This window comes from Bradyrhizobium sp. MOS003, from assembly GCF_003020125.1.
GTDB lineage: Bacteria > Pseudomonadota > Alphaproteobacteria > Rhizobiales > Xanthobacteraceae > Bradyrhizobium.
The window spans coordinates 1,097,356-1,120,270 of record NZ_PYFW01000001.1 but is presented as its reverse complement, the minus strand read 5'-3'; the positions used below and the strand labels follow the sequence as shown (position 1 = coordinate 1,120,270).

At 64.1% G+C, this 22,915-nt stretch carries 21 protein-coding genes; 17 read left to right on the top strand and 4 right to left on the bottom strand.

Annotated features, from left to right (window positions below):
- Positions 1-10 precede the first annotated feature (10 nt).
- The 4 genes from C7G42_RS05390 (at position 11) to C7G42_RS05375 (ending at position 5,553) form a co-directional block, all read left to right on the top strand.
- Complete coding sequence (locus C7G42_RS05390) at positions 11-1,246, top strand: ABC transporter substrate-binding protein (protein WP_106947988.1); 1,236 nt, start codon at positions 11-13, stop codon at positions 1,244-1,246.
- Positions 1,247-1,378: 132 nt separating this feature from the next.
- Positions 1,379-2,605: an ABC transporter substrate-binding protein gene (locus C7G42_RS05385; protein ID WP_106947987.1), complete on the top strand. Its 1,227-nt coding sequence runs from the start codon at positions 1,379-1,381 to the stop codon at positions 2,603-2,605.
- Positions 2,606-2,846: 241 nt separating this feature from the next.
- Positions 2,847-4,076: an ABC transporter substrate-binding protein gene (locus tag C7G42_RS05380; RefSeq protein ID WP_106947986.1), complete on the top strand. Its 1,230-nt coding sequence runs from the start codon at positions 2,847-2,849 to the stop codon at positions 4,074-4,076.
- Between the two features lie 193 nt (positions 4,077-4,269).
- A complete protein-coding gene (locus tag C7G42_RS05375; protein WP_106948862.1) occupies positions 4,270-5,553 on the top strand; it encodes a glycerate kinase type-2 family protein in 1,284 nt (427 codons plus the stop codon).
- 109 nt (positions 5,554-5,662) lie between these two features.
- On the opposite strand, the gene C7G42_RS05370 is transcribed toward C7G42_RS05375, so the two are convergent.
- The gene (locus tag C7G42_RS05370) at positions 5,663-6,196 is read right to left on the bottom strand and encodes a MarR family winged helix-turn-helix transcriptional regulator (protein ID WP_106947985.1); all 534 of its coding nucleotides are present in this window, start codon (positions 6,194-6,196) and stop codon (positions 5,663-5,665) included.
- 177 nt (positions 6,197-6,373) lie between these two features.
- Between C7G42_RS05370 and C7G42_RS05365 the strand changes: the two genes are divergently transcribed.
- The 3 genes from C7G42_RS05365 to C7G42_RS05355 are packed head-to-tail and all read left to right on the top strand — an operon-like array spanning position 6,374 to position 9,920.
- Positions 6,374-7,414, top strand: coding sequence for a branched-chain amino acid ABC transporter permease (locus C7G42_RS05365; protein ID WP_199580660.1), 1,041 nt, complete (start codon positions 6,374-6,376; stop codon positions 7,412-7,414).
- Between the two features lie 8 nt (positions 7,415-7,422).
- Positions 7,423-9,192: a branched-chain amino acid ABC transporter ATP-binding protein/permease gene (locus tag C7G42_RS05360; RefSeq protein ID WP_106947983.1), complete on the top strand. Its 1,770-nt coding sequence runs from the start codon at positions 7,423-7,425 to the stop codon at positions 9,190-9,192.
- Entirely contained in the window at positions 9,189-9,920 is a 732-nt protein-coding gene (locus C7G42_RS05355) for an ABC transporter ATP-binding protein (RefSeq protein WP_106947982.1), read from the top strand. Before C7G42_RS05360 ends, C7G42_RS05355 begins: the two co-directional genes overlap by 4 nt.
- A gap of 142 nt (positions 9,921-10,062) precedes the next feature.
- Here C7G42_RS05355 and C7G42_RS05350 read toward each other — a convergent pair whose 3' ends face one another.
- Positions 10,063-10,689 (bottom strand): pyridoxamine 5'-phosphate oxidase family protein, encoded by a 627-nt coding sequence (locus tag C7G42_RS05350; protein WP_106947981.1) that lies wholly within the window; start codon positions 10,687-10,689, stop codon positions 10,063-10,065.
- Between the two features lie 120 nt (positions 10,690-10,809).
- On the opposite strand from C7G42_RS05350, the gene C7G42_RS05345 reads away from it, so the two are divergent.
- Positions 10,810-11,694: a LysR family transcriptional regulator gene (locus tag C7G42_RS05345; RefSeq protein ID WP_106947980.1), complete on the top strand. Its 885-nt coding sequence runs from the start codon at positions 10,810-10,812 to the stop codon at positions 11,692-11,694.
- 149 nt (positions 11,695-11,843) lie between these two features.
- Here C7G42_RS05345 and C7G42_RS05340 read toward each other — a convergent pair whose 3' ends face one another.
- Both C7G42_RS05340 and pobA read right to left on the bottom strand, forming a co-directional pair.
- The gene (locus C7G42_RS05340) at positions 11,844-12,263 is read right to left on the bottom strand and encodes a PaaI family thioesterase (RefSeq protein WP_106947979.1); all 420 of its coding nucleotides are present in this window, start codon (positions 12,261-12,263) and stop codon (positions 11,844-11,846) included.
- A gap of 224 nt (positions 12,264-12,487) precedes the next feature.
- Positions 12,488-13,657: a 4-hydroxybenzoate 3-monooxygenase gene (pobA, locus tag C7G42_RS05335; RefSeq protein ID WP_106947978.1), complete on the bottom strand. Its 1,170-nt coding sequence runs from the start codon at positions 13,655-13,657 to the stop codon at positions 12,488-12,490.
- A gap of 259 nt (positions 13,658-13,916) precedes the next feature.
- On the opposite strand from pobA, the gene C7G42_RS05330 reads away from it, so the two are divergent.
- The 9 genes from C7G42_RS05330 (at position 13,917) to C7G42_RS05290 (ending at position 22,858) form a co-directional block, all read left to right on the top strand.
- On the top strand, positions 13,917-14,933 hold the full coding sequence (locus C7G42_RS05330; protein ID WP_106947977.1) for a TRAP transporter substrate-binding protein: 1,017 nt from the start codon (positions 13,917-13,919) through the stop codon (positions 14,931-14,933).
- Positions 14,934-15,160: 227 nt separating this feature from the next.
- Positions 15,161-15,670, top strand: coding sequence for a TRAP transporter small permease (locus C7G42_RS05325; protein ID WP_106947976.1), 510 nt, complete (start codon positions 15,161-15,163; stop codon positions 15,668-15,670).
- 2 nt (positions 15,671-15,672) lie between these two features.
- On the top strand, positions 15,673-16,992 hold the full coding sequence (locus C7G42_RS05320; RefSeq protein ID WP_106947975.1) for a TRAP transporter large permease: 1,320 nt from the start codon (positions 15,673-15,675) through the stop codon (positions 16,990-16,992).
- A 12-nt stretch (positions 16,993-17,004) separates the two neighbouring features.
- Entirely contained in the window at positions 17,005-17,466 is a 462-nt protein-coding gene (locus C7G42_RS05315) for a DUF3237 domain-containing protein (protein ID WP_106947974.1), read from the top strand.
- A 242-nt stretch (positions 17,467-17,708) separates the two neighbouring features.
- Positions 17,709-18,518: a crotonase/enoyl-CoA hydratase family protein gene (locus tag C7G42_RS05310; RefSeq protein WP_106947973.1), complete on the top strand. Its 810-nt coding sequence runs from the start codon at positions 17,709-17,711 to the stop codon at positions 18,516-18,518.
- Positions 18,515-20,398, top strand: coding sequence for a feruloyl-CoA synthase (locus tag C7G42_RS05305; protein ID WP_106947972.1), 1,884 nt, complete (start codon positions 18,515-18,517; stop codon positions 20,396-20,398). Before C7G42_RS05310 ends, C7G42_RS05305 begins: the two co-directional genes overlap by 4 nt.
- A gap of 25 nt (positions 20,399-20,423) precedes the next feature.
- Positions 20,424-21,185 (top strand): SDR family NAD(P)-dependent oxidoreductase, encoded by a 762-nt coding sequence (locus tag C7G42_RS05300; protein ID WP_106947971.1) that lies wholly within the window; start codon positions 20,424-20,426, stop codon positions 21,183-21,185.
- A 12-nt stretch (positions 21,186-21,197) separates the two neighbouring features.
- Positions 21,198-21,617: an acyl-CoA thioesterase gene (locus C7G42_RS05295; RefSeq protein WP_106947970.1), complete on the top strand. Its 420-nt coding sequence runs from the start codon at positions 21,198-21,200 to the stop codon at positions 21,615-21,617.
- 89 nt (positions 21,618-21,706) lie between these two features.
- Complete coding sequence (locus C7G42_RS05290; protein WP_106947969.1) at positions 21,707-22,858, top strand: ABC transporter substrate-binding protein; 1,152 nt, start codon at positions 21,707-21,709, stop codon at positions 22,856-22,858.
- Positions 22,859-22,915: the final 57 nt, after the last annotated feature.

Here is a 22,915-nt window from a genome sequence, read left to right as displayed (position 1 = left end):
GGAGATCGAATTGACGTTTGGAAGAACACTCCGAGCCGCCGCGCTGGTCACGGCAACGGCGGCCATTGCCCTCGCCTCCAGCGCAGCATTCGCCCAGAAGAAATACGACACCGGCGCGTCCGATACCGAGATCAAGATCGGCAATATCATGCCGTACAGCGGTCCGGCGTCGGCCTATGGCGTGATCGGCAAGACCGAAGAAGCCTTCTTCAAGATGATCAACGACAAGGGCGGCATCAACGGCCGCAAGATCAACTTCGTCACCTATGACGACGGCTATTCGCCGCCGAAGGCCGTCGAGCAGGTCCGCAAGCTGGTCGAGAGCGACGAGGTTCTCGTCGTCTTCAATCCGCTCGGCACGCCCTCGAACAGCGCGATCCAGAAGTACCTCAACGCCAAGAAGATCCCGCAGCTGTTCGTCGCCACCGGCGCCACCAAGTGGAACGATCCGAAGAACTTCCCCTGGACCATGGGATGGCAGCCCTCCTACCAGAGCGAAGCGCAGATCTACGCGAAATGGCTGATGAAGGAGAAGCCCAACGCCAAGATCGCGATCCTCTATCAGAACGACGATTTCGGCAAAGATTACCTGAAGGGCACCAAGGACGGCCTCGGCGCCAAGGCCTCCTCCATGATCATCATGGAAGAGAGCTATGAAGTGTCCGAGCCCTCGATCGACGGACACATCGTCAAGATCAAGGCGGCCAACCCCGACGTGCTGCTGATCTACACCACGCCGAAGTTCGCGGCCCAGACCATCAAGAAGACGGCCGAGCTCAGCTGGAAGCCGCTCCAGATCCTCACCAACGTGTCGATCTCGGTCGGTAGCGTGATGAAGCCGGCCGGCTTCGAAGCCGCAGAGGGCGTGCTGTCGGCGGCCTATGCCAAGGACTCCACCGATCCGCAATGGGCCAACGATCCCGGCATGAAGAAGTGGAACGAGTTCGTCGACAAGTACATGCCCGGCGCCGACAAGTCCGACACCAGCATGGTCTACGGCTACGGCGCGGCGTCGACACTCGCCAAGGTGCTGGAGATGTGCGGTGACGATCTCACCCGCGCAAACATCATGAAGCAGGCCGCAAGCCTGAAGGACTTTGCGCCGGATACTCTGCTGCCGGGCGTCAAAATCAACACCAGCCCGACCGACTTCGCCCCGATCGCCCAGCTGCAGATGCAGCGCTTCAAGGGCGAGAAGTGGGAACTGTTCGGCGAGATCATCAGCGGCGACGTCGCCTCCGAGTGACGCTGACGCCATAGTCCGGATCCGGTCTGAAACGACAGAGCCCCCGCGGGCAGCCCGCGGGGGCTTTTTGTTGACGTCAGGCCTCATTCTTGCTCAATGCGGCGCACCGATCCATTCCGGGGTGGGAGAAAGATGACTGCCGTTCGCTCTCAGGTTGCGGCCCTCTGGACCGCGCTCGCTTTGTGCACTGCGATGAGCAGCCCGGCACTGGCCCAGAAAAAGTACGACAGCGGCGCATCCGACACCGAGATCAGAATAGGCAACATCATGCCCTATAGCGGCCCGGCCTCGGCCTATGCCGCGATCGGCAAGGCCGAGGAAGCCTATTTCAACAAGGTCAATGCCGAGGGCGGCATCAACGGCCGCAAGATCAAGTTCATCTCCTATGACGACGCCTATTCGCCGCCGAAGACGGTGGAACAGGCGCGCAAGCTGGTCGAGAGCGACGGCGTTCTCCTGATCTTCGGTTCGCTCGGGACCTCAACCAACAGCGCCATCCGCAAATACATGAACGAGAAGAAGGTGCCGCAATTGTTCGTGGCGAGCGGCGCCTCGAAGTGGAACGATCCCAAGCAGTATCCATGGACCATGGGCTGGCAGCCGAGCTACGCGAGCGAGGCGCGCATCTACGCCAAGTACATCATGAAGGAGAAGCCGGACGGAAAGATCGGCGTGCTCTACCAGAACGACGATTTCGGCAAGGACTACCTGAAGGGACTGAAGGAAGGCCTCGGGCCCAAGGCCCCGATGGTCTTGCTGGAAGAGGCTTACGACACCTCCGAGCCCGCGATCGACGAGCACGTCGTGAAGCTGAAGGCGTCGGGTGCCGACGTCTTCATCAGCATCACCACGCCGAAATTCGCCGCGCAGGCGATCAAGAAGGCGGCGGAGATCAACTGGCATCCGGTCCACATCGTCTCCAACGTCTCGGCCTCCGTCGGCGGCGTGATCGAGCCCGCGGGCCTGGAGATCTCGCAAGGCCTGCTGTCGGCGAGCTACACCAAGGACGGCTCCGATCCGCAGTGGAATGCCGACGACGGCATGAAGAAGTTCTACAACTTCGTCGCCCAATACGATCCCAAGGCCAACAAGCTCGACGCCGGCGTCGTGTTCGGCTATGCCGCAGCTCAAACCATGGTGAAGGTGCTGCAGATGTGCGGCGACGACCTCACCCGCGAGAACGTCATGAAGCAGGCAGCGTCCTTGAAGGATTTCGAGCCCGACACGCTGCTACCCGGCATCAGGATCAACACCGCAGCCGACAATTTCGCCCCGATCGAACAGTTGCAGATGATGCGCTTCAAGGGCCGGAAATGGGAGCTGTTCGGCGACATCATCTCCAGCGAGATGGGCCACTGAGGCAGCGCAACTCAAAATCGCCCAGGGATCGGTTAAGCAACTCAAGACAGCCGGACCTTCTCGCAGTCGCACACGGGACCGGCGGCGCCCTTGACTACTAAAGAAGCAGCCCCCGCGACGCCGTCGCGGGGGCTTTCTGTTGAAGGCATCGGCCAAATCGTATTGAATTGCGGCAGCGTCGCCAAAAAAACCGAGACAAGAAAAGGGGCGCACACACACCAAAGAAAATAGGGAGATAGGAATGCCCGCTGTCACCGGCAAACTTGCGGCCGCGTCACTGGCGCTTGCGCTCATTGCGGCCTCGGCCTCAACTGCATCGGCCCAGAAGAAATACGATACCGGCGCGACCGATACCGAGATCAAGATCGGCAACATCATGCCCTACAGCGGACCAGCCTCCGCCTACGGCATCATCGGGCGGACCGAAGCCGCCTATTTCAAGAAGATCAACGAGGAGGGCGGCATCAACGGCCGCAAGATCAACTTCATCTCCTACGACGACGGCTACTCGCCGCCGAAGACCGTGGAACAGGCGCGCAAGCTGGTCGAGAGCGACGAGGTGCTGTTGATCTTCAACTCGCTCGGCACGCCGCCGAACTCGGCGATCCAGAAATACATGAACTCGAAGAAGGTGCCGCAATTGTTCGTCGCCACCGGCGCCACCAAGTGGAACGATCCGAAGGACTTCCCGTGGACCATGGGCTGGCAGCCCAACTACCAGAGCGAAACCCAGATCTACGCAAAGTACATCCTGAAGGAGATGCCGAACGCCAAGATCGCCGTTCTGTTTCAGAACGACGACTACGGCAAGGACTATCTCAAGGGACTGAAGGACGGGCTCGGCGCCAAAGCCGCGACCATGATCGTGGCCGAGGAGAGCTACGAGACGTCGGAGCCGACCATCGACAACCACATCGTCAAGCTGAAGGCGACGGGTGCCGACGTCTTCGTCAACATCACCACGCCGAAATTCGCCGCACAGGCGATCAAGAAGAACGCCGAGATCGGCTGGAAACCGACTCATTTCCTCAACAACGTCTCGGCCTCGGTCGGCAGCGTGATCAAGCCGGCAGGGTTCGACAACGCGCAAGGCATCATCTCTGCGGCCTATCTGAAGGACACAACGGACACCCAATGGGCGAACGACGCCGGCATGAAGGGCTTCGTCGACTTCATGACGAAATACTTCCCCGAGGGCGACAAGACCGATGGAGGCACGATCGTCGGGTACGGCGTCGCGCAGACACTGGTCCAGGTGCTCAAGAACTGCGGCGACGACCTCACGCGCGCGAACGTCATGAAGCAGGCCGCCAGCCTGAAGGACTTCCGCACCGAGGTGCTGCTGCCCGGCATCAAGATCAACACGTCGGCGACCGACTTCGCGCCGATCAGCTCGCTGCAGCTTCAGCGCTTCAAGGGCGAGCGCTGGGACCTGTTCGGCGACGTGATCAGCGCCGACGTCGGCGGCTAACCGCCTGACGATTTGACCACGGAAAGCCCCCTGCGAGACCTCGCAGGGGGCTTTTGCGTGGCCGCCGATTGTCATCACGCGATTGCACAATCGAATGACGGCAAAGCCCGCTTACGCTTTGGCGCCCGATGCGGTAGGCAGGTGGACGGCGGCAAAGGCCGCCGGTTTCTTTCGTCTGCCGAAGGCCATCGTGATGACCGACCGCCGTCCCCTGCTCCGCGCGCTGTACGACGCCGCCGTTGCCGCCGCCCATCCCAATGTGGTGCTGGCGCCGCACTTGCGGCCGGCGCCGAAAGGACGCGTGATCTGCCTGGCCGCCGGCAAGGGCGCAGCCGCCATGGCCGCGGCGGCCGAACGGCACTATCTCGATACGCTGCAGCTCGCACCGGAACGCGTGGCCGGCATTGCCACCACGCGCCACGGCTACGGCGTGCCGACGCGCCGCATCCGCGTGGTCGAGGCCGGGCATCCCGTGCCGGATGAAGCTGGCCTCAAGGGCGCGGCCGATACGCTCGCGCTTGCGGGCGAAGCCGGCCCTGACGATCTGCTGCTGGTGCTGCTAACCGGCGGCGGCTCGGCGAACTGGATCGCACCCAGCGAGGGCATCAGCTTCGCGCAGAAGCAGGCGGTCAACAAGGCGCTGCTCCGCTCGGGCGCGCCGATCGGCGAGATGAACGTCGTCAGGAAACATCTGTCGCGGATCAAGGGCGGCCGCCTCGCGCGTGCCGGCAGGAATGCCGCGGAGATCGTGACGCTCGCGATCTCCGACGTGCCGCATGACGATCCCTCCGCGATCGCCTCCGGTCCCACCGTGCCTGATCCGACCACGCTGACCGATGCGCGCTCCATCGTCGCGAAATACAGGCTCGACATCGACGATGCCGTGCGCCGCGCGCTCGACGATCCCGCCAACGAAAGCTGCAAGCCCGGCGATGCCGCCTTCGCCCGCGCGCATTTCGAATTGATTGCGCGACCGAAGCAGTCGCTCGACGCCGCGGTGAAGCTCGCGCGCGCCTCCGGTTACGAGACCATCGACCTCGGCGCCGATCTCGAAGGCGAGGCGCGCGAGGTGGCCGCCGATCACGCCAGGCTGGCGCTGCAAGCGCGCGCGCAAGGCAAGCGCCTCGCAATCCTCTCCGGCGGCGAGCTCACGGTCACCGTGCGCGGCCATGGGCGCGGCGGACCGAACCAGGAATACGCGCTGGCGCTGGCCGCCCTGCTGCAGGACACGCCTGATGTTTCGGCGTTGGCCGGCGACACCGACGGCGCCGACGGCGGCGCCGGCCATCCCACCGACCCCGCCGGCGCGCTGATCGATGCGACGACATTCGCAAAGATGAAGGCGCAGGGGCTCCAGCCGCAAGCGTACCTGGACAACAACGACGCCACGACGTTCTTCGAGGCGACGGGCGACTTGCTGCAGCCCGGCCCCACACTCACGAACGTGAATGATATCCGGGTGATCCTGGTGGATTGAGGCCGAGATATCTCTGCCGTCATGGCCGGGCTTGTCCCGGCCATCCACGCCTTCTCACTGCACGAAGAACGTAGAAGCCCGGGCATGACGGGGTCGTAGAACGCCTTCCTCAAAACTCGTTCGCGACCTTCGCGAGCATCGCGATCAGGGCTTCACGGTTGGCCTGCCCGAGCAGCTCGTTCAGCCGGGCCTCGTGCTTGGTGGCGACGAGCTTCTTGGCGCGGGCCAGCACCGCCTTGCCCTTGTCGGTCAACACCAGGATGTGCGAGCGGCGGTCGTTGGTGGAGCGGATCCGCGCGCAAAGGTCGCGGCTCTCGAGATTGTCGAGCATGGCGACAAAGTTCGGCCTAAGGATGCCGAGGGTGGAGGCGATCTCGGTCTGATTACGGCCCGGGTTCTTCTCGACCAGCAGCAGCACGGAGAACTGCGCCGGCGTGAGCTGGAGCGAGGCCATGCAGCGCAGGAAGTTCTCGAACACCTTGAGCTGCGCCCGCTTCAGCACGTAGCCGAGCTGCTCCGAGAGCTCGCCGAGCTGAAGCGCTTCGCCGGCCCCCTGACCTTGCAGCTCGGCCGCGTCCTTGCGGCCCTTGGCCGTGTCGGCCGGCTTATCGGAGGACTTTTCGGCGGCTTTGGAAACGGTCATCGCCTCGTGCTCGTAATCCCGCTAAGTTCGGGAGGGATCGTTCCCCGCCCTTGATGTTATATTTGATAATTGTTATGGACCATATCAAATATCGTCAGCGTTTTTCAATGGCTGTGAGCAGACCGTCCACCGCAATCGGGGGGACCGGTCCGTTATCTTAAGGGGGAGCGTCCGGTCTTGAATACCACCATCATGCTGTTCCTGGTACAGGACGGCATCACCAATGGCGCGATCTATGCGCTGCTCGGCCTGGCGCTGGTGCTGGTGTTCGCCGTTACCCGCGTCATCCTCATTCCCCAGGGCGAATTCGTCACCTACGGCGCGCTGACCTATGCCTCGCTGGCCGCAGGCCAGATGCCGGGCACCGCCAAGCTCGCGCTGGCGCTGGGCATCGGCGCATTCGCTTTCGACCTGTTCGTCGCGCGCAAGGCGCTGCATGGCCGCCTGATCGTCCGCAGCGCCCTCACCAATATCGTGCTGCCGGCCATCGTGCTGGCGCTGACCGTGTACTTCGCCGCCCAGAAGCCGCCGGTCGCGGTCTCGATCGCGCTGTCGCTGGTGATCGTGGCGATGATCGGCCTCTATCTCTACCGCGTCGCATTCCAGCCGCTGGCACACACCTCCGTGCTGGTGCTGCTGATCGCATCCGTCGGCGTCCATCTGGCGCTGCAGGGCCTCGGCCTTCTGTTCTTCGGCGCCGAAGGCCAGCGCGGACCCGCGGTGCTGTCCGGCGGGTTCACGGCGGGCTCGCTGCGCTTCACCGGCCAGAGCCTCACCGTCTACAGCATCACCATCGCCTTCATCGTCGCGCTCTGGCTGTTCTTCGGCCTGACGCTCTACGGCAAAGCGCTGCGCGCGACCGCCGTGAACCGGTTGGGAGCACGGCTCGTCGGCATCCGTACCACGCTTTCGGGACAGATCGCCTTCCTGCTGGCCTCCGTCATCGGCGCGTTGTCGGGCATCATGATCGTGCCGATCACGACGCTGTACTATGACTCAGGCTTCCTGATCGGCCTGAAGGGCTTCGTCGCCGCGATCATCGGCGGCCTCGTCAGCTATCCCCTCACCGCCGTCGCGGCGCTGGTCGTCGGCCTCGTCGAGGCGTTCTCGTCCTTCTATGCCTCCAACTACAAGGAGGTGATCGTTTTCATGCTGCTGATCCCCGTGCTGCTGCTGCGTTCGCTCGCTGCGCCCGCCGTCGAAGAAGAGAAGGACTGAGGCTTAAGATGCAGGGCCGCCTTCCCATCATCGTCTTCGCACTCGTCATGGCCGCGATTCCGTTCGTCCCGGGCATGCCGCCGTTCTGGATCGTGCTGCTCGACAATATCGGCCTTGCGGCCCTCGTCGCGATGGGCCTCGTGCTGCTGACCGGCGTCGGCGGCCTGACCTCGTTCGGACAGGCAGCCTTCGTCGGCTTCGGCGCCTACACCACCGCGGTGCTGTCGACGGCCTACGGCCTGTCGCCGTGGCTGACGCTGCCGCTGTCGCTTGTAGTCAGCGGATCGCTGGCGGTGCTGCTCGGGCTGATCACCGTGCGCCTCTCCGGCCATTATCTGCCGCTCGGCACGCTCGCCTGGGGGCTCGGCTTATTCTATCTCTTCAGCAAGCTGGAGTTTCTCGGCCGTAACGACGGTATCTCGGCGATTCCGCCGCTGTCGATCGGCACGTTCAAGATGCTCTCGCCCGGTTCGATCTATTACGCGATCTGGGTCGCGGTGATCGTCTCGGCCCTGCTGACCATGAACCTGCTGGATTCCCGCACCGGCCGCGCCATCCGCGCGCTCCGGCGCGGCCATGTCGCGGCGGAGGCATTCGGCGTGCACACGCCGCGCGCCAAATTGCTGGTGTTCATCCATGCCGCGGTGCTCGCCGGGCTCTCGGGCTGGCTCTACGCGCATCTCCAGCGCGCGGTGAACCCGACGCCGTTCGGCGCGCAGGCCGGCATCGAGTATCTCTTCATCGCGGTGGTCGGCGGCGCCGGCTATGTCTGGGGCGGCGTGCTCGGCGCGGCGATCGTCGTGGTGCTGAAAGAGGTGCTGCAGAGCTATCTGCCGCTGATCCTGCCCGGCTCCGGGCAGGTCGAGACCATCGTGTTCGGCATCATGCTGGTAGCACTGCTGCAACTTGCACCCGGCGGCCTTTGGCCCTGGCTGATGTCGTTCCTGCCGGAGCGGACCAGTGGCAAGAAGCCGGACACCTCGCTGAAGCTCGAGCAGCGTCCCCGCGCGCCCGGCCAGTCCGGCATCCTGCTCCAGGTCGACAAGGCGCGAAAACAGTTCGGCGGCGTGGTCGCGGTCAACAACGTCTCCTTCGACGTCCAGGCCCGCGAGATCGTCGCGCTGATCGGCCCGAACGGCGCCGGCAAGAGCACGACCTTCAACCTGATCACCGGCGTGCTGTCGGCCACGTCAGGCTCGGTCTCGGTGCTGGGCAAGAAGGTCGACAACGCGCCGCCGCAGGAGATCGTCAAGCTCGGCATCAGCAGGACCTTCCAGCATGTGAAGCTGGTCCCTGACATGACCGTGCTCGAGAACGTCGCGATCGGCGCGCATCTGCGCGGTCATTCCGGGCCGATCGCCTCGATGCTGCGGCTCGACCGCGCCGACGAGGCCAGATTGCTCGCGGAAGCCGCGCGCCAGATCGAACGCGTCGGCCTCGCCGACCAGATGCATCAGCTCGCGGGCTCGCTCTCGCTGGGCCAGCAGCGCATCGTCGAGATCGCCCGGGCGCTCTGCGTCGATCCGATGCTGCTGCTGCTCGACGAACCGGCCGCCGGCCTGCGCCACATGGAGAAGCAGCAGCTCGCCAAGCTGCTGCGCGACTTGCGCGACGGCGGTATGAGCGTGCTCCTGGTCGAGCACGACATGGGCTTCGTGATGAACCTCGCCGACCGCATCGTGGTGCTCGATTTCGGCACCAAGATCGCGGAGGGCACGCCCGCCACGATCAAGACCAATCCCGAAGTGATCAAGGCCTATCTCGGAGTGGCGGCATGAGCGCGCTGTTGTCCGTCACCGACGCCCACGTCGCCTATGGCAAGGTCGAGGCGGTACGCTCGGTCTCGCTCGATGTCGGCCAGAACCAGATCGTCACGATCGTCGGCGCCAACGGCGCCGGCAAGACCACGCTGCTGTCCGCCATCATGGGCATCCTGCCGCTGAAAGGCCGCGTCGCCTTTGCGGGGCAGGATCTCGCCCGGCTCGACATCGAGGACCGCGTCGCGATGGGGCTCGGCCTCGTGCCTGAGCACCGCGAATTGTTCGTGACCATGAATGTCGAGGACAACCTCGAGCTCGGCGCTTTCCGGATCGAGCGGAGCAAGGCGAAGACCTCGATGGAGCGCGTCTACACGCTGTTTCCGCGATTGAAGGAGCGGCGCAAGCAGTTGGCCGGCACGCTCTCCGGCGGCGAGCAGCAGATGCTGGCGATGGGCCGCGCGCTGATGGGCGCGCCAAAGCTCCTGATGCTGGACGAGCCGAGCCTCGGCCTCGCCCCGATCATCGTCGCCGACATCTTCCGCATCGTCACCGAGCTGCGCACCGCCGGCGTCTCCGTGCTGCTGGTCGAGCAGAATGCGCAGGCCGCGCTAAAGATCGCGGACCAGGCTTACGTGATGGAACTCGGCGAGTTCGTGCTTAGCGGCAAGGCGAGCGACATCGCGGCGAACGAGCGGGTCGCGGCGAGCTATCTCGGCTTCCAGCATGAAGGCGAGAGCGTGCTTTAGTTCGGAGCTGTCCTCGTCCGCGAAGGCGGACGATCCAGTACTCCGAGGCAGTCGTTATTGACCGACAGGGCGCGGCGTGCTGGATGCCCCGCCTTTGCGGTGCATGACACCAGTGGATTCGGGGATAGGCTGAGAAGGCCGCTCAGCCCGCCGCCTTCTCTCCCTTCAACGCCGCCACCTCTGCCTCCAGCTCCGCGATCCTTGCATCCCTCGCCGCCAGCGCCGCGGCGACATCGCTCGCGTCGAACTTCTGGGGGATGTGCTGCGGGCAGTTGGTGTCCCAGGCTTCGATCTTGAACAGGATCACCTGCTCGGGCCGGGCGCGGTAGCCCTTCGGCATCAGCGACGAGGTCAACGCTTCGTCGTCCTCGACAACGCGCGCCTCGCCCCAGAGCTTCACCCGGCGGCGATGGGCGTAGTCCATCACGAAGATATAGGCCTTGGGATTCTCCGAGAGATTGCCCTGGGTGATAAACTGCTGATTGCCGGCATAGTCGGCAAAGGCGAGCGTCTGCTTGTCCAGGATCTTGAGGAAGCCCTTCGGGCCGCCGCGGTGCTGGATATAGGGCTGGCCATCGGCCGATGCGGTGGCGAAGTAAAAGCTGTTTGCGTCCGTGAGGAAGGCCTCGAGGTTTTCATCGACCTCGGTGCGCCAGCCGCGCTGCTCTACGCGGCCATAGGCCTCGCGCGAACCCTTGCGCGCCTGAATCGCCTTCACAGCGGGGGTGAAGGCAACGTCGCTGGCATAGGTATGGACTGCTGTCGTCATCGGAACATCTCCTGAATTCCGGCGCATTGCTGCGTCTTTCGCCTCCCAAGGTGGACCTTTCGTCGATCAAAACAATCTACTCGCTTGACACTTCATAATTGCAATATATGCAATAATGAAATGGATCGCCTCGAAGCCATGCACGTCTTCATCACCGTCGCCGATCTCAGCGGCTTCGCGCCGGCGGCGCGCAAATTGCGCTTGTCGCCCTCGGCCGTGACGCGGCTGATCGCGGCGTTGGAGGACCATCTCGGCGCCCGACTGTTGCAGCGGACCACCCGGCAGGTGAGATTGACTGACGTGGGCACGCGCTACCTGGAGCGCGCGCGGCGGATCCTCGCCGATGTCGAGGAGGCCGACGGCGCTGCGCGGCAGGAGCGCAACCGGCCGAGCGGACGATTGGTGGTCTCGGCGCCGGTCGGCTTCGGTCGGCTGCATGTCGGGCCGGTCATGACGGCCTATCTCAAGCGCTATCCCGAGGTCGGCGCGGAATTGCGCCTGTCCGACCATCTCGTCAATCTCGTGGAGGACGCCGTCGATGTCGCGGTGCGGATCGGTCATCTCGCCGATTCCTCGCTGGTGGCGCGCCAGGTCGGCGAGATGCGGCGGATCGTGGTGGCGACGCCGGGCTATCTGAAGCGCCACGGCGAGCCGAAGACGCCGGACGCGTTGCTCCAACACCAGACCATCCAGTTCGGCCCAACCGCCGGCTGGCACTTCGTGCAGGACGGCCGCGACATCGAGGTCACGCCATCCCCCCGCTTCACCAGCAACAGCGCGGACGCCGCCCTGCAATACGCCGAGGCCGACGGCGGAGTGACGCGCGTGCTGGCCTATCAGGCCGCCGAAGGGCTGAAGCGCGGACGGCTGAAGATCGTGCTGGCGAGATATGAGCAGCCGGCGCTGCCGATCCACATCATCTACCCGACCTCGCGCCTGCTCTCGGCCAAGGTGCGCGCATTCGTCGATCTCGTGGTGGAAACGGCGGAGTGGAGGTTCGGGTGACGGTCTCGTTTCCCGGACGCGCTGCAGCGTGCAACGCTGGTGCGCAGAGCCGGGATCCAGAAGACCGCACCAAAGCTGCGGATAGAGTGGGCCCCGGCCCTGCAGCGCACCGCTGAGAAGGGCTGCGCTGCGTCCGGGGCACGAGAGCATCACGCCTTCTTCGGCACCACGCGAAACGTCCCGCTGGCCCGCGCGATCACGGCATCGTCGGCCTTCGCCAGGCACTGCGCGAAGCAGATCGTGCTGCCAGTCTTGATCGCCTCGCCCTCGATCGCGAGCCACTGGCCGATCTCGGCGGAGCCGACGTAGTCGACCGAGAGCGAGATCGTAACGAACGACGTCGTCCAGCCCGTCGCCTGCGCGCAGCTGTAGCCCATCGCCGCATCGGCCAACGCCGCGATCAGACCGCCATGGATCAATCCCCGCGCATTGGTGTGCGGTGTTGCCAGGCGCAGTCCGATGATCACGGCCTTGTCGGTCTTCCTGGAATAGAGCGGCTCCCAGGGATCAGTGAGCGGCGCTTTGCGGAAATGCGGCTCGAAGTCGGCGGGAATGTCGGTGTCGGTCATGGCGGTCTCGCGTCGTTGGTCGCCACCATTGAACGCGATGTGGATGACAGATTCACCGCCTACAAAGTTTTAAACGGGATTTGCGTGGGTGTTTGAAATGATGCCCGTCGTTGTGAGCGCCGATCCCGTAGGGTGGGCAAAGGCGCGAAGCGCCGTGCCCACCATCTCGCCGCGAAAGCAACGCTGGTGGGCACGCTTCGCTTTGCTCACCCTACGGCACTGTCCTAAAACGGCAGCCCCACGTAATTCTCCGACAGCGACGTCATCGCGGCCTGCGACTGCGTGACGTAATCGAGTTCGGCGAGCTGGATGCGCGCACCGATGCTGCCGTTATCGGGAAATTTGTGCAGCATCGAGGTCATCCACCAGGAGAAGCGCACCGCTTTCCAGACCCGAGCCAGCGCCGTCGCGGAATAGGCATCGAGGCCGGCGCTGGATTTCTCGTCGTAGAATTCGCGCAGCGCGCTCGAGAGATAATGCGCGTCGCTGGCGGCGAGGTTCAGCCCCTTCGCGCCGGTCGGCGGCACGATGTGGGCGGCGTCGCCGCACAGGAACATCCGGCCGAAACGCATCGGCTCGGCAACGAAGCTACGCAGGGGCGCGATGCTCTTCTCGATCGAGGGGCCCGTGACGAGGCTGTCGGCCGCCTCCTGGTCGAGCCGGCGTTTCAGTTCGTCCCAGAAGCGGTCGTCCGGCCATTGGCCGACATGGTCGTCGAGCGAACACTGCACGTAATAGCGGCTACGCTTGGTCGAGCGCATGGTGCAAAGCGCAAAGCCGCGGGCGTGGTTGGAATAGATCAGTTCGTGACTGACCGGCGGGGTATCAGAGAGGATGCCGAGCCAGCCGAACGGATAGACCCGCTCGAACTCCTCGATCGCGGACGTCGGGACGCTGGCACGGCTGACGCCGTGGAAGCCGTCGCAGCCGGCGATGAAATCGCAATCCAGCGTGTGGGTGACGTCGTCCTTGACATAGGTTACGCGCGGGTGACTACCGTCGAAATCGTGCGGCTGCACGTCCTTGGCTTCATAGATCGTGGTGAGACCGGCAGCCTTGCGCGCGTTCATCAGGTCGAGCGTGACCTCGGTCTGGCCGTAGATCATCACCGTTTTGCCGGTCGCGCCCTTCATATCGATGCGGTGCCGGCGGCCGGAAAAGGCGAGCTCGATGCCTTCATGCACCAAGCCCTCGGCATGCGCCCGGGTGCCAGCGCCGATCCGGTCGAGCAACGAGACGGTTCCTTCTTCCAGGAGACCGGCGCGGATGCGGCCAAGCACGTAGTCGGGGCTCTGCCGCTCCAGAATGACATTGTCGATGCCGTAAGCGTGCAGCAGTTGCCCAAGCAACAATCCAGCCGGTCCCGCCCCGATGATTGCGACTTTTGTCCGCAATACTTGCTCCTTCCAATCCTGTAGTCTTTCGCCGCGGCTCGCTTGTCGCGGCGCCTCGCGCAAGATAATTATATCATATAACGGTTGGGCAAAAGGGGAGTGCGCCGCAGCGCGACAAATCCATGCAACATGGCTGACGTAGATGACGCGGCGGCACGCCGCGCCAGTTCCGGCTTGAACCGGCCGGCCAATTAGATAACATGTTAATTAACGAGACCGGGCCATCGAAGCCCGCCGTCGAAAGAGGGAGAGACGTGTGATGAGGAAAGCCTGTCTGGCTTTGCTGCTGGCAGCAAGCGTGACGCCCGCGTTCGCGCAGGACAAGACCTTCGATTTGAAGATCTCGCACTGGGTGCCGGCTTCGCACCCGCTGCAGAAATCGCTGGAGGACTGGGCCGCCGCGGTCGAGAAGGATTCCGGCGGCACCATCAAGAGCAAGGTGTTTCCGGCCCAGCAGCTCGGCAAGGCGTTCGACCATTACGACATGGCGCGCGACGGCATCGCCGACGTCACCTATGTCAATCCCGGTTACCAGCCCGGCCGCTTTCCGATCGTCGGCGCCGGCGAGTTGCCGTTCCTGATCTCGGATGCCAAGGGCGGCTCGATGGGCCTGGACGCCTGGTATCGCAAATATGCCGAGAAGGAGATGAAGGACGTCAAATATTGCCTGGCGTTCGTCCACTCGCCCTCTTCGTTCCATTCCAAGACCAAGAAGATCGTGATGCCCGAGGACGTGAAGGGCATGAAGATCCGCCCGGCGCACGCCACCATGGCGAACTTCGTCACATCGCTCGGCGGCACCAACGTGCAGTCCTCCGCGCCTGAGGTCCGCGACATCATCGAGCGCGGCGTCGCCGACGGCGTCACCTTCCCCTGGGGGTCGCTGGTGCTTTTCGGCATCGACAAGGTGACCAAGTACGACATGGAGGCGCCGCTCTACACCACGACCTTCGTGTTCGTGATCAACAAGGACAAGTACAATGCGATGTCCGACAAGCAGAAGGCTGCGATCGACAAGAATTGCTCGGTCGAGATGGCCGGCGTGGTCGGCGAGCACTGGGGCAAGTTCGAGGATGCCGGCATCGACAAGGTGAAGGCGGAATCCGGCCACGAGGTCTACAAGCTGACGCCCGAGCAGACCGCCGCCTGGAAGAAGGCCGCCGAGCCGCTGGTCAAGACCTGGTCCGAGGGCGCCAAGAAGGCCGGCGCCGATCCCGATGCCGCGATGGCGGAGCTCAAGGCCTCGCTGAAGAAGTACAACGCGCTGGCGGAGTGACGGCGAACTGCGGCCACGCACTCGCTGCACCTCTCCCGCTTGCGGGAGAGGTCGGCGCGATCGGGCGATGCGAAGCATCGACCCGCGCGCCGGGTGAGGGCTTTCTCCTCTAGGGGATTGTCCCGCTGTGGAGACACCCTCTCCCCCCAGCCCTCCCCCGCAAGCGGGGGAGGGAGCGCACCTCGATCGCGGACACATTGCAAACCCGTCGGAAGGATTCTTTCCCCATGAAGCGCTCCTGGATGGACCGCGTCATCGACACCATCGAATGGATCGCGGCCGGCTTCGTCGGCATCGTCGCGCTCGACATCTTCCTGTCGGTGCTGCTGCGCAACACGCTGAACTACTCGATCCCCGACAGCTTCGACATCGGCCGCTTGCTGCTCGGCATCCTCATCTTCTGGGGGATCGCCGCGACCTCCTATCGCGGCACCCACATCACGGTCGACCTCGTCTGGGGCAATGTCGGGCCGCGCCAGCAGCGCTGGATCGACGTGTTCGCCACGCTGGTGCTGCTGTTCGTCGTGACCGTGCAGACCTGGACGCTGTTCGACAAGGTGCGCGGCACCTACAACGACAATGTCCAGACCTTCGACATGCACATGCCGACATGGCCGTTCTTTGCGATCGCATGGATCGGCGATGCCGCGGCCGTGCTGCTGATCGCGATCCGCACCTACCGCCTGATCTTCCATCCCGAAGACATGCACGATCCCAAATTAAAGGCGACGGAGTAATCATGAGCACCGATGCCGTCGCCTTAATCGGCTTCGTTTCCCTGTTCGTCCTGATGCTGCTGCGCGTGCCCGTCGGCATGGCCATGGGCCTCGTCGGCGTCTCCGGCTTCGCCTATCTCGTCAACGGCAATGCTGCGCTGAAGCTGGTCGGCCAGACCTCGATGCGCACGGTGACCGACTACACTTTCGGCGTCATCCCGATGTTCCTGCTGATGGGCTCGTTCGTGTCCAATTCCGGCATGAGCCGCGAGCTTTTTCGTGCCGCCAACGGTTTCGTCGGACATTTGCGCGGCGGGCTCGGCATCGCCACCGTCGGCGCCTGCGGCGGCTTTGCCGCGATCTGCGGCTCCTCGGTCGCGACGGCCGCGACCTTCTCCGCCGTTGCCTATCCCGAGATGCGCCGCTTCGGCTATCCGCAATCGTTCGCTACCGGCGTGATCGCGGCCGGCGGCACGCTGGGCGCTATGCTGCCGCCCTCCACCGTGCTCGCGGTCTACGGCATCATCACCGAGCAGGACATCGGCAAGCTCTTCATCGCCGGCATCATCCCGGGCATCCTGGCGATGTCCATGTACATGATCACGATCTTCCTGATCGGCTATTTTCGTCCCGACTTCCTGCCCAAGGGCAAGGCGACGCCGTGGCGCGAGCGCTTTGCGGGCCTGAAGGAGATCTGGGCGCCGGTGCTGCTGTTCATCTTCGTGATCGGCGGCCTCTACGGCCTGCCCTATTTGCCGCGCTTCACGCCGACGGAAGCCGGCGGCGTCGGCGCCGCCGGCGCGTTTATCATCGGCGTGCTGACCGGCCGGCTCGACCGCGAGAAGATCCTGGCCTCGCTGCTGCAGGCGACGCGCACCGCGGCCGCCGTCTTCACCGTGCTGATCGGCGCGCTGATCTTCGGCTATTTCCTCACGGTGACGCAGACGCCGCAGAAAGTGACCGAGTTCCTGACCGGCCTCGGCCTTGGCCCCTACGGTGTGCTCGCGCTGATCATGGTGATGTATCTCGTGCTCGGCTGCCTGATGGACGCCATGGCGATGATCATCCTCACGGTGCCGATCATCTTCCCCGTGATCACGCATCTCGGTTTCGACCCGATCTGGTTCGGCGTCATCATCGTGATGACCGTCGAGCTCGGCCTGATCCACCCGCCGGTCGGCATGAACGTCTTCGTCATCAAGAGCGTGGTGAAGGATGTCTCCTTCTCCACGATCTTCAAGGGCGTGATTCCGTTCGTCGTGACGGACCTGATCCGCCTCGTGATCCTGATCGCCTTCCCGCTGCTGGCGACCTGGCTGCCGACGCGGATGATGGCGAATTGAAGAGGTGAAGGGATGACAACACCGACGCTCGAGACCAAATACGTCTTCACCGTCACCGCGCGCATCGGCGACGTCGTCACCGCCGGCGAGACCGGCATCGGCGTTCGCCGCATCATCCCGATCATCGGCGGCGAAGTGACAGGCGCGATATCAGGCAAGGTGCTGCCGTTCGGCGCCGACTTCCAGACCATTCGCCCCAACGAACTGATCGACCTTGAGGCCAAATACGCCTTCGAAACCGACGACGGCGCCATTGTCTATGTCGAGAACAAGGGCATGCGCTTCGGCCCCGTCGAGTTGCTGCAGAAGCTCAAGCGCGGCGAGCCGGTCGATCCCAAGCTGATCTACTTCCGCACCGTGCCGAAATTCGAGACCGGGCATGAGAAGTATCGCTGGCTGATGGAGCGCATCTTCGTCGGATCGGCCGCCCGGCATGCGGATCGCGTCGTGATCGACGTGCATCAGGTGGTGTGAGGAAGGCCCTCACCGCGTCATTGCGCGCAGCGAAGCAATCCAGAGTTCCGTCCGCGGAAACATTCTGGATTGCTTCGCTGCGCTCGTAACGACGGAGGGTGGGGCAATAGCAGCGCCTCAAATGCCTGCAAGTCCTCTGGACGCCGGGTCAAAGCCCCTGCCCCGGGGGGTGATATCGTCCCGCCCCTCCTTGACTCCCCCGGAATTCGTTATACAACATAACTATTCTAACAAGGACGCAAATGACACAGGGAAACGCCGAGACCGCTGACGCGGGCGCCTCCGGGCTACTCCGGATCGAGAGGGCGGACCGGGTTCTGACCGTGGGTCTGAACCGGCCGGCAAAGCGCAATGCGCTCAACGACGGCATCATCCTGGAAATCGGCGAGTGTTTTGCGTCCCTGCCCGAGGATGTCGGCGCAGTGGTCATCCACGGCATCGGCGATCATTTCTCCTCGGGCCTCGACCTGTCCGAGTTGACCGAGCATGACGCGACCGGCGGCCTGCTGCATTCCCAGATGTGGCACCGGGTGTTCGACCGCATCCAGTACAGCCGCGTCCCCGTGATCGCGGCGCTGAGGGGCGCCGTGATCGGCGGCGGACTGGAGCTTGCTTGCTCGGCGCATATCCGCGTCGCCGAGCCCTCGACCTACTTTGCACTTCCGGAAGGACAGCGCGGCATCTTCGTCGGCGGCGGCGGCTCGGTGCGGCTGCCGCGATTGATCGGCGTTGCTAGGATGATGGACATGATGCTGACGGGCCGCGTCTACAGCGCGACCGAAGGCGCGTCCTACGGCTTCGCGCAATATGTCACGGAAGCCGGCAACGGGCTCGGCAAGGCGATGGAGCTTGCAACCAAAGTCGCTTCCAACGCGCCACTGACGAACTTCGCCGTGCTCCAGGCGCTGCCCATGATCGCGGAGGCCAATCCGCAGACCGGCCTGCTGATGGAATCGCTGATGGCGACCGTCGCGCAGAGCGACAAGGAGGCAAAGCGCAGGATCCGCGAATTCCTCGAACACAAGACCGCAAAGGTGAAGCCAAAGTCATGAGCGTGCAGCCGTCCTCTTCCAGCATGGAGCGCGGCGCGAGCACTTTCCCGCTGCGGCCCATCTCGTTCGGCGATCCCGCCGTCAACATCGAGCGACGTGACGACGGCACGATTTACCTCAGGCCCACACAGCCGCTCGGCGACTATCCCGTGCGCCTCACCGACCGCCTGCATCATTGGGCCGCCACGACGCCGGACCGCGTCTTTATGGCCGAGCGCGAAGGCGGGCGGTTCTGGCGCAAGATCACCTATGCCGAGTTGCTCGTCGCAAGCCGTCACATCGCATCGGGCCTGATCGCGCGCGGCCTGTCGGCGGAGCGGCCGGTCGTCATCCTCTCGGGCAATTCGATCGATCACGCATTGCTCGCGTTCGGCGCGTTCTATGCCGGCATTCCGTTCTGCCCGGTGTCGCCGGCCTATTCGCTGGTGTCGAAGGACTACGGCAAGCTGGCCTATCTGATGAAGCTGCTGACGCCCGGCCTCGTCTTCGCCGAGGATGCCGACAAGTTCGCCGATGCGCTCGCCGCCAACGTCTCGCTCGGCACCGAGATCGCCGCATCCTACGGCCACGTGCCGGGGCGCGACGTCAATTTGCTCGCCGACCTCATGGCGACGCCGATCCGCAGCGATCTCGACGATGTCCATGGCAGGATCGGCCCGGACACGATCGCAAAGTTCCTGCTGACCTCCGGCTCGACCGGCAACCCCAAGGCCGTCATCAACACCCAGCGCATGATCTGCGCCAACCAGGTGATGCTGCGCGAGACGCTGGCCTTCCTCAAGGACGAGCCGCCCGTCATCATCGACTGGCTGCCCTGGAATCACACTTTCGGCGGCAACCACAATATCGGGCTGACGCTTTACAACGGCGGCTCGATGTATCTGGACGCCGGCAAGCCGATGCCCGGCGGCATCGAGGAGACCGTGCGCAATCTCCAGGAGATTTCGCCGACGGTCTATTTCAACGTGCCCAAGGGCTATGAATCGCTGCTGCCCTATCTGCGCGACGACCAGGGCCTGCGCGCAAAATTCTTCGACCGCCTGCACGCGATGTTCTTCTCGGGCGCCGCGCTGTCGCCGTTCATCTGGGACAGCCTCGACGACCTCGCCGTGAAGGAAAAAGGCTATCGGGTGCCGATGCTGACCGGCCTGGGCGCGACCGAGACCGCGCCGTTCTTCATGTCGGTCAATCCACGCACCAGCCGCTCCGGCCATGTCGGCCTGCCCGTATCGGGCAATGACGCCAAATTGGTGCCGAACAACGGGAAGCTGGAAGTGCGCGCCAAGGGGCCGAACGTCATGCCCGGCTATTGGCGCCAGCCCGACATCACCGCGAAATCCTTCGACGAGGAAGGATTTTACAAGATGGGCGACGCGCTCAAGCCGTCCGATCCCCACGATTTCAACGCCGGGTTCGATTTCGACGGCCGCGTCGGCGAAGATTTCAAGCTTGCCAGCGGCACCTGGGTCAGCGTCGGCCCCTTACGCGCGCGCGTCACGGCTGCCTGCGCACCGCTTGTGCGCGACGTCGTCATCGCCGGCATCAACCGTGACGAGGTCTCGGCGCTGGTGGTGCTCGACCTCGACGGCTGCCGGCTGATCAACCCGACGTTGCCGACCGACGATCTCGTCGTCGCGACGCGCGACCGGCTGGTCCGCGAAGCCTTTCGCGAGCGCCTGACCCGTTTCCTTTCTTCGGCCACCGGCTCCTCGACCCGGATCACGCGCGCGATCCTGATGGACGCGCCGCTCTCGATCGACAAGGGCGAAGTCACCGACAAGGGCTCGATCAACCAGCGTGCCGTGCTCGAGCACCGCACCGAGTTGATCGAGGAGCTCTACGCTGCCAATCCATCGGACCGTGTGATATCGGTCGGGTAAGAAATCACCGCACCAGGAGAACGCCATGTTGTTGAAGGATCAGGCAGCCATCGTCACCGGCGGTGCATCGGGACTGGGCGCAGCCACCGCGCGAAAGCTGGCGGCGCAGGGCGCCAAGGTCGCGGTGTTCGACCTCAACGCCAAGCTCGCTGAGACCGTCGCCGCCGAGATCAAGGGCGTCGCAATCACCTGCGACGTCTCCGATGCCGCCTCCGCCGAAGCCGCGGTCGCACAGGCCGCCAAGGCCCACGGCCCGGCGCGCGTGCTGGTCAATTGCGCCGGCATCGGCGTTGCCAAGCGCGTGGTCGGCCGCGACGGCCCGATGGCGCTCGCCGATTTCGACAAGGTGATCAAGGTCAATCTGATCGGCACCTTCAACATGTTGCGCCTCGCCGCCACCGAGATGTCCAAGCTGGAGCCGCAAGCGACTGGCGAGCGCGGCGTCATCATCAACACGGCCTCCGTTGCCGCTTATGACGGCCAGATCGGCCAATCCGCCTATTCCGCGTCCAAGGGCGGTATCGTCGGCATGACGCTGCCGATCGCGCGCGAGCTCGCACAGTTCGGCATCCGCGTGCTGACCATCGCACCCGGCCTGTTCTTGACTCCACTGCTGGCTAACCTGCCGCAGGAAGCCCAGGACTCGCTCGCCGCCGCGATCCCCTTCCCGCGCCGGCTCGGCCATGCCGACGAATTCGCCGCGCTCGCTTTGCACATGGTCGAGAATTCGTACCTGAACGGCGAAGTGGTGCGCCTCGACGGCTCGCTGCGCATGGCGCCGAAATAAGGTCCGCGACACATGTTCGTGAACCGGCGCGAGGTCCAGATCCAGTGGGGCGATTGCGACCCCGCCAATATCGTCTACTACCCGCGCTATTTCGCGATGTTCGACGATTCGACCTCGACCCTGTTCGAGGTCGCCGGGTTCTCCAAGCAGGACCTGGTCCGCAAATACGGCCTGGTGGGCATCCCCATGGTCGACACACGGTCCAAGTTCTACATCCCCTCGACCTATGGCGACTGGATCACCATCGAAACCAAGATCGAGAGCATCAAGCGCTCGAGCTTCGAGGTGAAGCACAACGTCTACAAGGGCGATGCGCTGGCGATCGAGGGTTTCGAAACCCGCGTTCTGGTCGGCCGCGATCCCGTTAACCCCGACAAGCTGAAATCGGCACCGTTCCCGGCGGAAATGGTAGCCAAGTTCACAGGGAGCTAGTCCGGAGCTAAATCGCCGCATCACCAAAAGAGGGGGCTGAATTACCCCCCGATTTCTGCTTTCAAAGAAACACGTAAAGGGAGGAATAAATGAAACGCTTTTACCTGACCGCCGCCATCACCGCGGCGGCGCTTGCCCTGCCGGCGCTGCCCGCGTTTGCCCAGACCGCCGAAGTCACCATCGGCATCACCACCACCACGACCGGCCCCGGCGCAGCGCTCGGCATTCCCGAGCGTAACGCGCTGGAATTCGTGCCGAAAGAAATCGGCGGCGTGCCGCTGAAGGTGATCGTGCTCGACGACGGCGGCGATCCCACCACCGCGACCACCAACGCGCGCCGCTTCGTGACCGAATCCAAGGCCGACATCATCATGGGCTCGGCGCTGACGCCGCCGACGATCGCGGTCTCCAACGTCGCCAACGAAGCCGGCATTCCGCATTTCGGCCTGGCGCCGTTCCCAATCACGCCGGAACGCATGAAGTGGTCGGTGGCAATGCCGCAGCCGATCCCGATCGTGGGCAAGGTGCTGTACGAGCACATGAAGAGCAAGGGCGTGAAGACGGTCGGCTACATCGGCTATTCCGACTCCTATGGCGACCTCTGGTTCAACGATTTGAAGGCACAGGCCGTGCCGATGGGCATGACCATCGTCGACGAGGAGCGCTTCGCCCGTCCCGACACCTCAGTGACCGGACAGGTGCTGAAGCTGGTTGCCGCCAATCCCGACGCGATCCTGGTCGGCGCATCCGGCACCGCGGCCGCGCTGCCGCAGACCGAACTGCGCGAACGCGGTTACAAGGGTCTGATCTACCAGACCCACGGCGCCGCCAGCATGGATTTCATCCGCATCGCCGGCAAGGCGGCGGAGGGCGTGCTTATGGCCTCCGGTCCCGTCATGGATCCCGAGGACCAGCCGGACAGTGCGCTGACCAAGAAGCCGGGTCTGGCGCTCAACTCGGCCTATGAAGCCAAATACGGCCCGAACAGCCGCAGCCAGTTCGCCGGCCATTCCTACGATGCATTCGAGATCCTCAAGCGCATCATTCCCGCGGCGCTGAAAACCGCAAAGCCCGGCACGCCGGAATTCCGCGAAGCGATCCGCCAGGCGCTGCTGTCGGAGAAGGAGCTGGCGGCGAGCCAGGGCGTCTACAACTTCACCGAAAAGGACCGCTACGGCCTCGACGACCGCTCGCGCATCCTGCTGACGGTGAAGGACGGCAAGTACTCGCTGGTGAAGTAAGCGCAGCAGCAGTTCTGAGACAACGAGAGCCGGCCCGATGGGCCGGCTCTTTTGCTT

Bases quoted from the DNA above. Each gene is read 5' to 3' on its own strand.
- C7G42_RS05370 (WP_106947985.1), bottom strand. From the start codon at position 6,196: ATGACCGTTTCCAAAGCCGCCGAAAAGTCCTCCGATAAGCCGGCCGAC.
- C7G42_RS05320 (WP_106947975.1), top strand. From the start codon at position 15,673: ATGAGCACCGATGCCGTCGCCTTAATCGGCTTCGTTTCCCTGTTCGTC.
- C7G42_RS05355 (WP_106947982.1), top strand. From the start codon at position 9,189: ATGAGCGCGCTGTTGTCCGTCACCGACGCCCACGTCGCCTATGGCAAG.
- C7G42_RS05385 (WP_106947987.1), top strand. From the start codon at position 1,379: ATGACTGCCGTTCGCTCTCAGGTTGCGGCCCTCTGGACCGCGCTCGCT.
- C7G42_RS05350 (WP_106947981.1), bottom strand. From the start codon at position 10,689: ATGACGACAGCAGTCCATACCTATGCCAGCGACGTTGCCTTCACCCCC.
- C7G42_RS05295 (WP_106947970.1), top strand. From the start codon at position 21,198: ATGTTCGTGAACCGGCGCGAGGTCCAGATCCAGTGGGGCGATTGCGAC.
- C7G42_RS05325 (WP_106947976.1), top strand. From the start codon at position 15,161: ATGAAGCGCTCCTGGATGGACCGCGTCATCGACACCATCGAATGGATC.
- C7G42_RS05340 (WP_106947979.1), bottom strand. From the start codon at position 12,263: ATGACCGACACCGACATTCCCGCCGACTTCGAGCCGCATTTCCGCAAA.
- C7G42_RS05380 (WP_106947986.1), top strand. From the start codon at position 2,847: ATGCCCGCTGTCACCGGCAAACTTGCGGCCGCGTCACTGGCGCTTGCG.
- C7G42_RS05360 (WP_106947983.1), top strand. From the start codon at position 7,423: ATGCAGGGCCGCCTTCCCATCATCGTCTTCGCACTCGTCATGGCCGCG.
- C7G42_RS05310 (WP_106947973.1), top strand. From the start codon at position 17,709: ATGACACAGGGAAACGCCGAGACCGCTGACGCGGGCGCCTCCGGGCTA.
- C7G42_RS05300 (WP_106947971.1), top strand. From the start codon at position 20,424: ATGTTGTTGAAGGATCAGGCAGCCATCGTCACCGGCGGTGCATCGGGA.
- C7G42_RS05290 (WP_106947969.1), top strand. From the start codon at position 21,707: ATGAAACGCTTTTACCTGACCGCCGCCATCACCGCGGCGGCGCTTGCC.
- C7G42_RS05305 (WP_106947972.1), top strand. From the start codon at position 18,515: ATGAGCGTGCAGCCGTCCTCTTCCAGCATGGAGCGCGGCGCGAGCACT.
- C7G42_RS05330 (WP_106947977.1), top strand. From the start codon at position 13,917: ATGAGGAAAGCCTGTCTGGCTTTGCTGCTGGCAGCAAGCGTGACGCCC.
- C7G42_RS05375 (WP_106948862.1), top strand. From the start codon at position 4,270: ATGACCGACCGCCGTCCCCTGCTCCGCGCGCTGTACGACGCCGCCGTT.
- C7G42_RS05345 (WP_106947980.1), top strand. From the start codon at position 10,810: ATGGATCGCCTCGAAGCCATGCACGTCTTCATCACCGTCGCCGATCTC.
- C7G42_RS05315 (WP_106947974.1), top strand. From the start codon at position 17,005: ATGACAACACCGACGCTCGAGACCAAATACGTCTTCACCGTCACCGCG.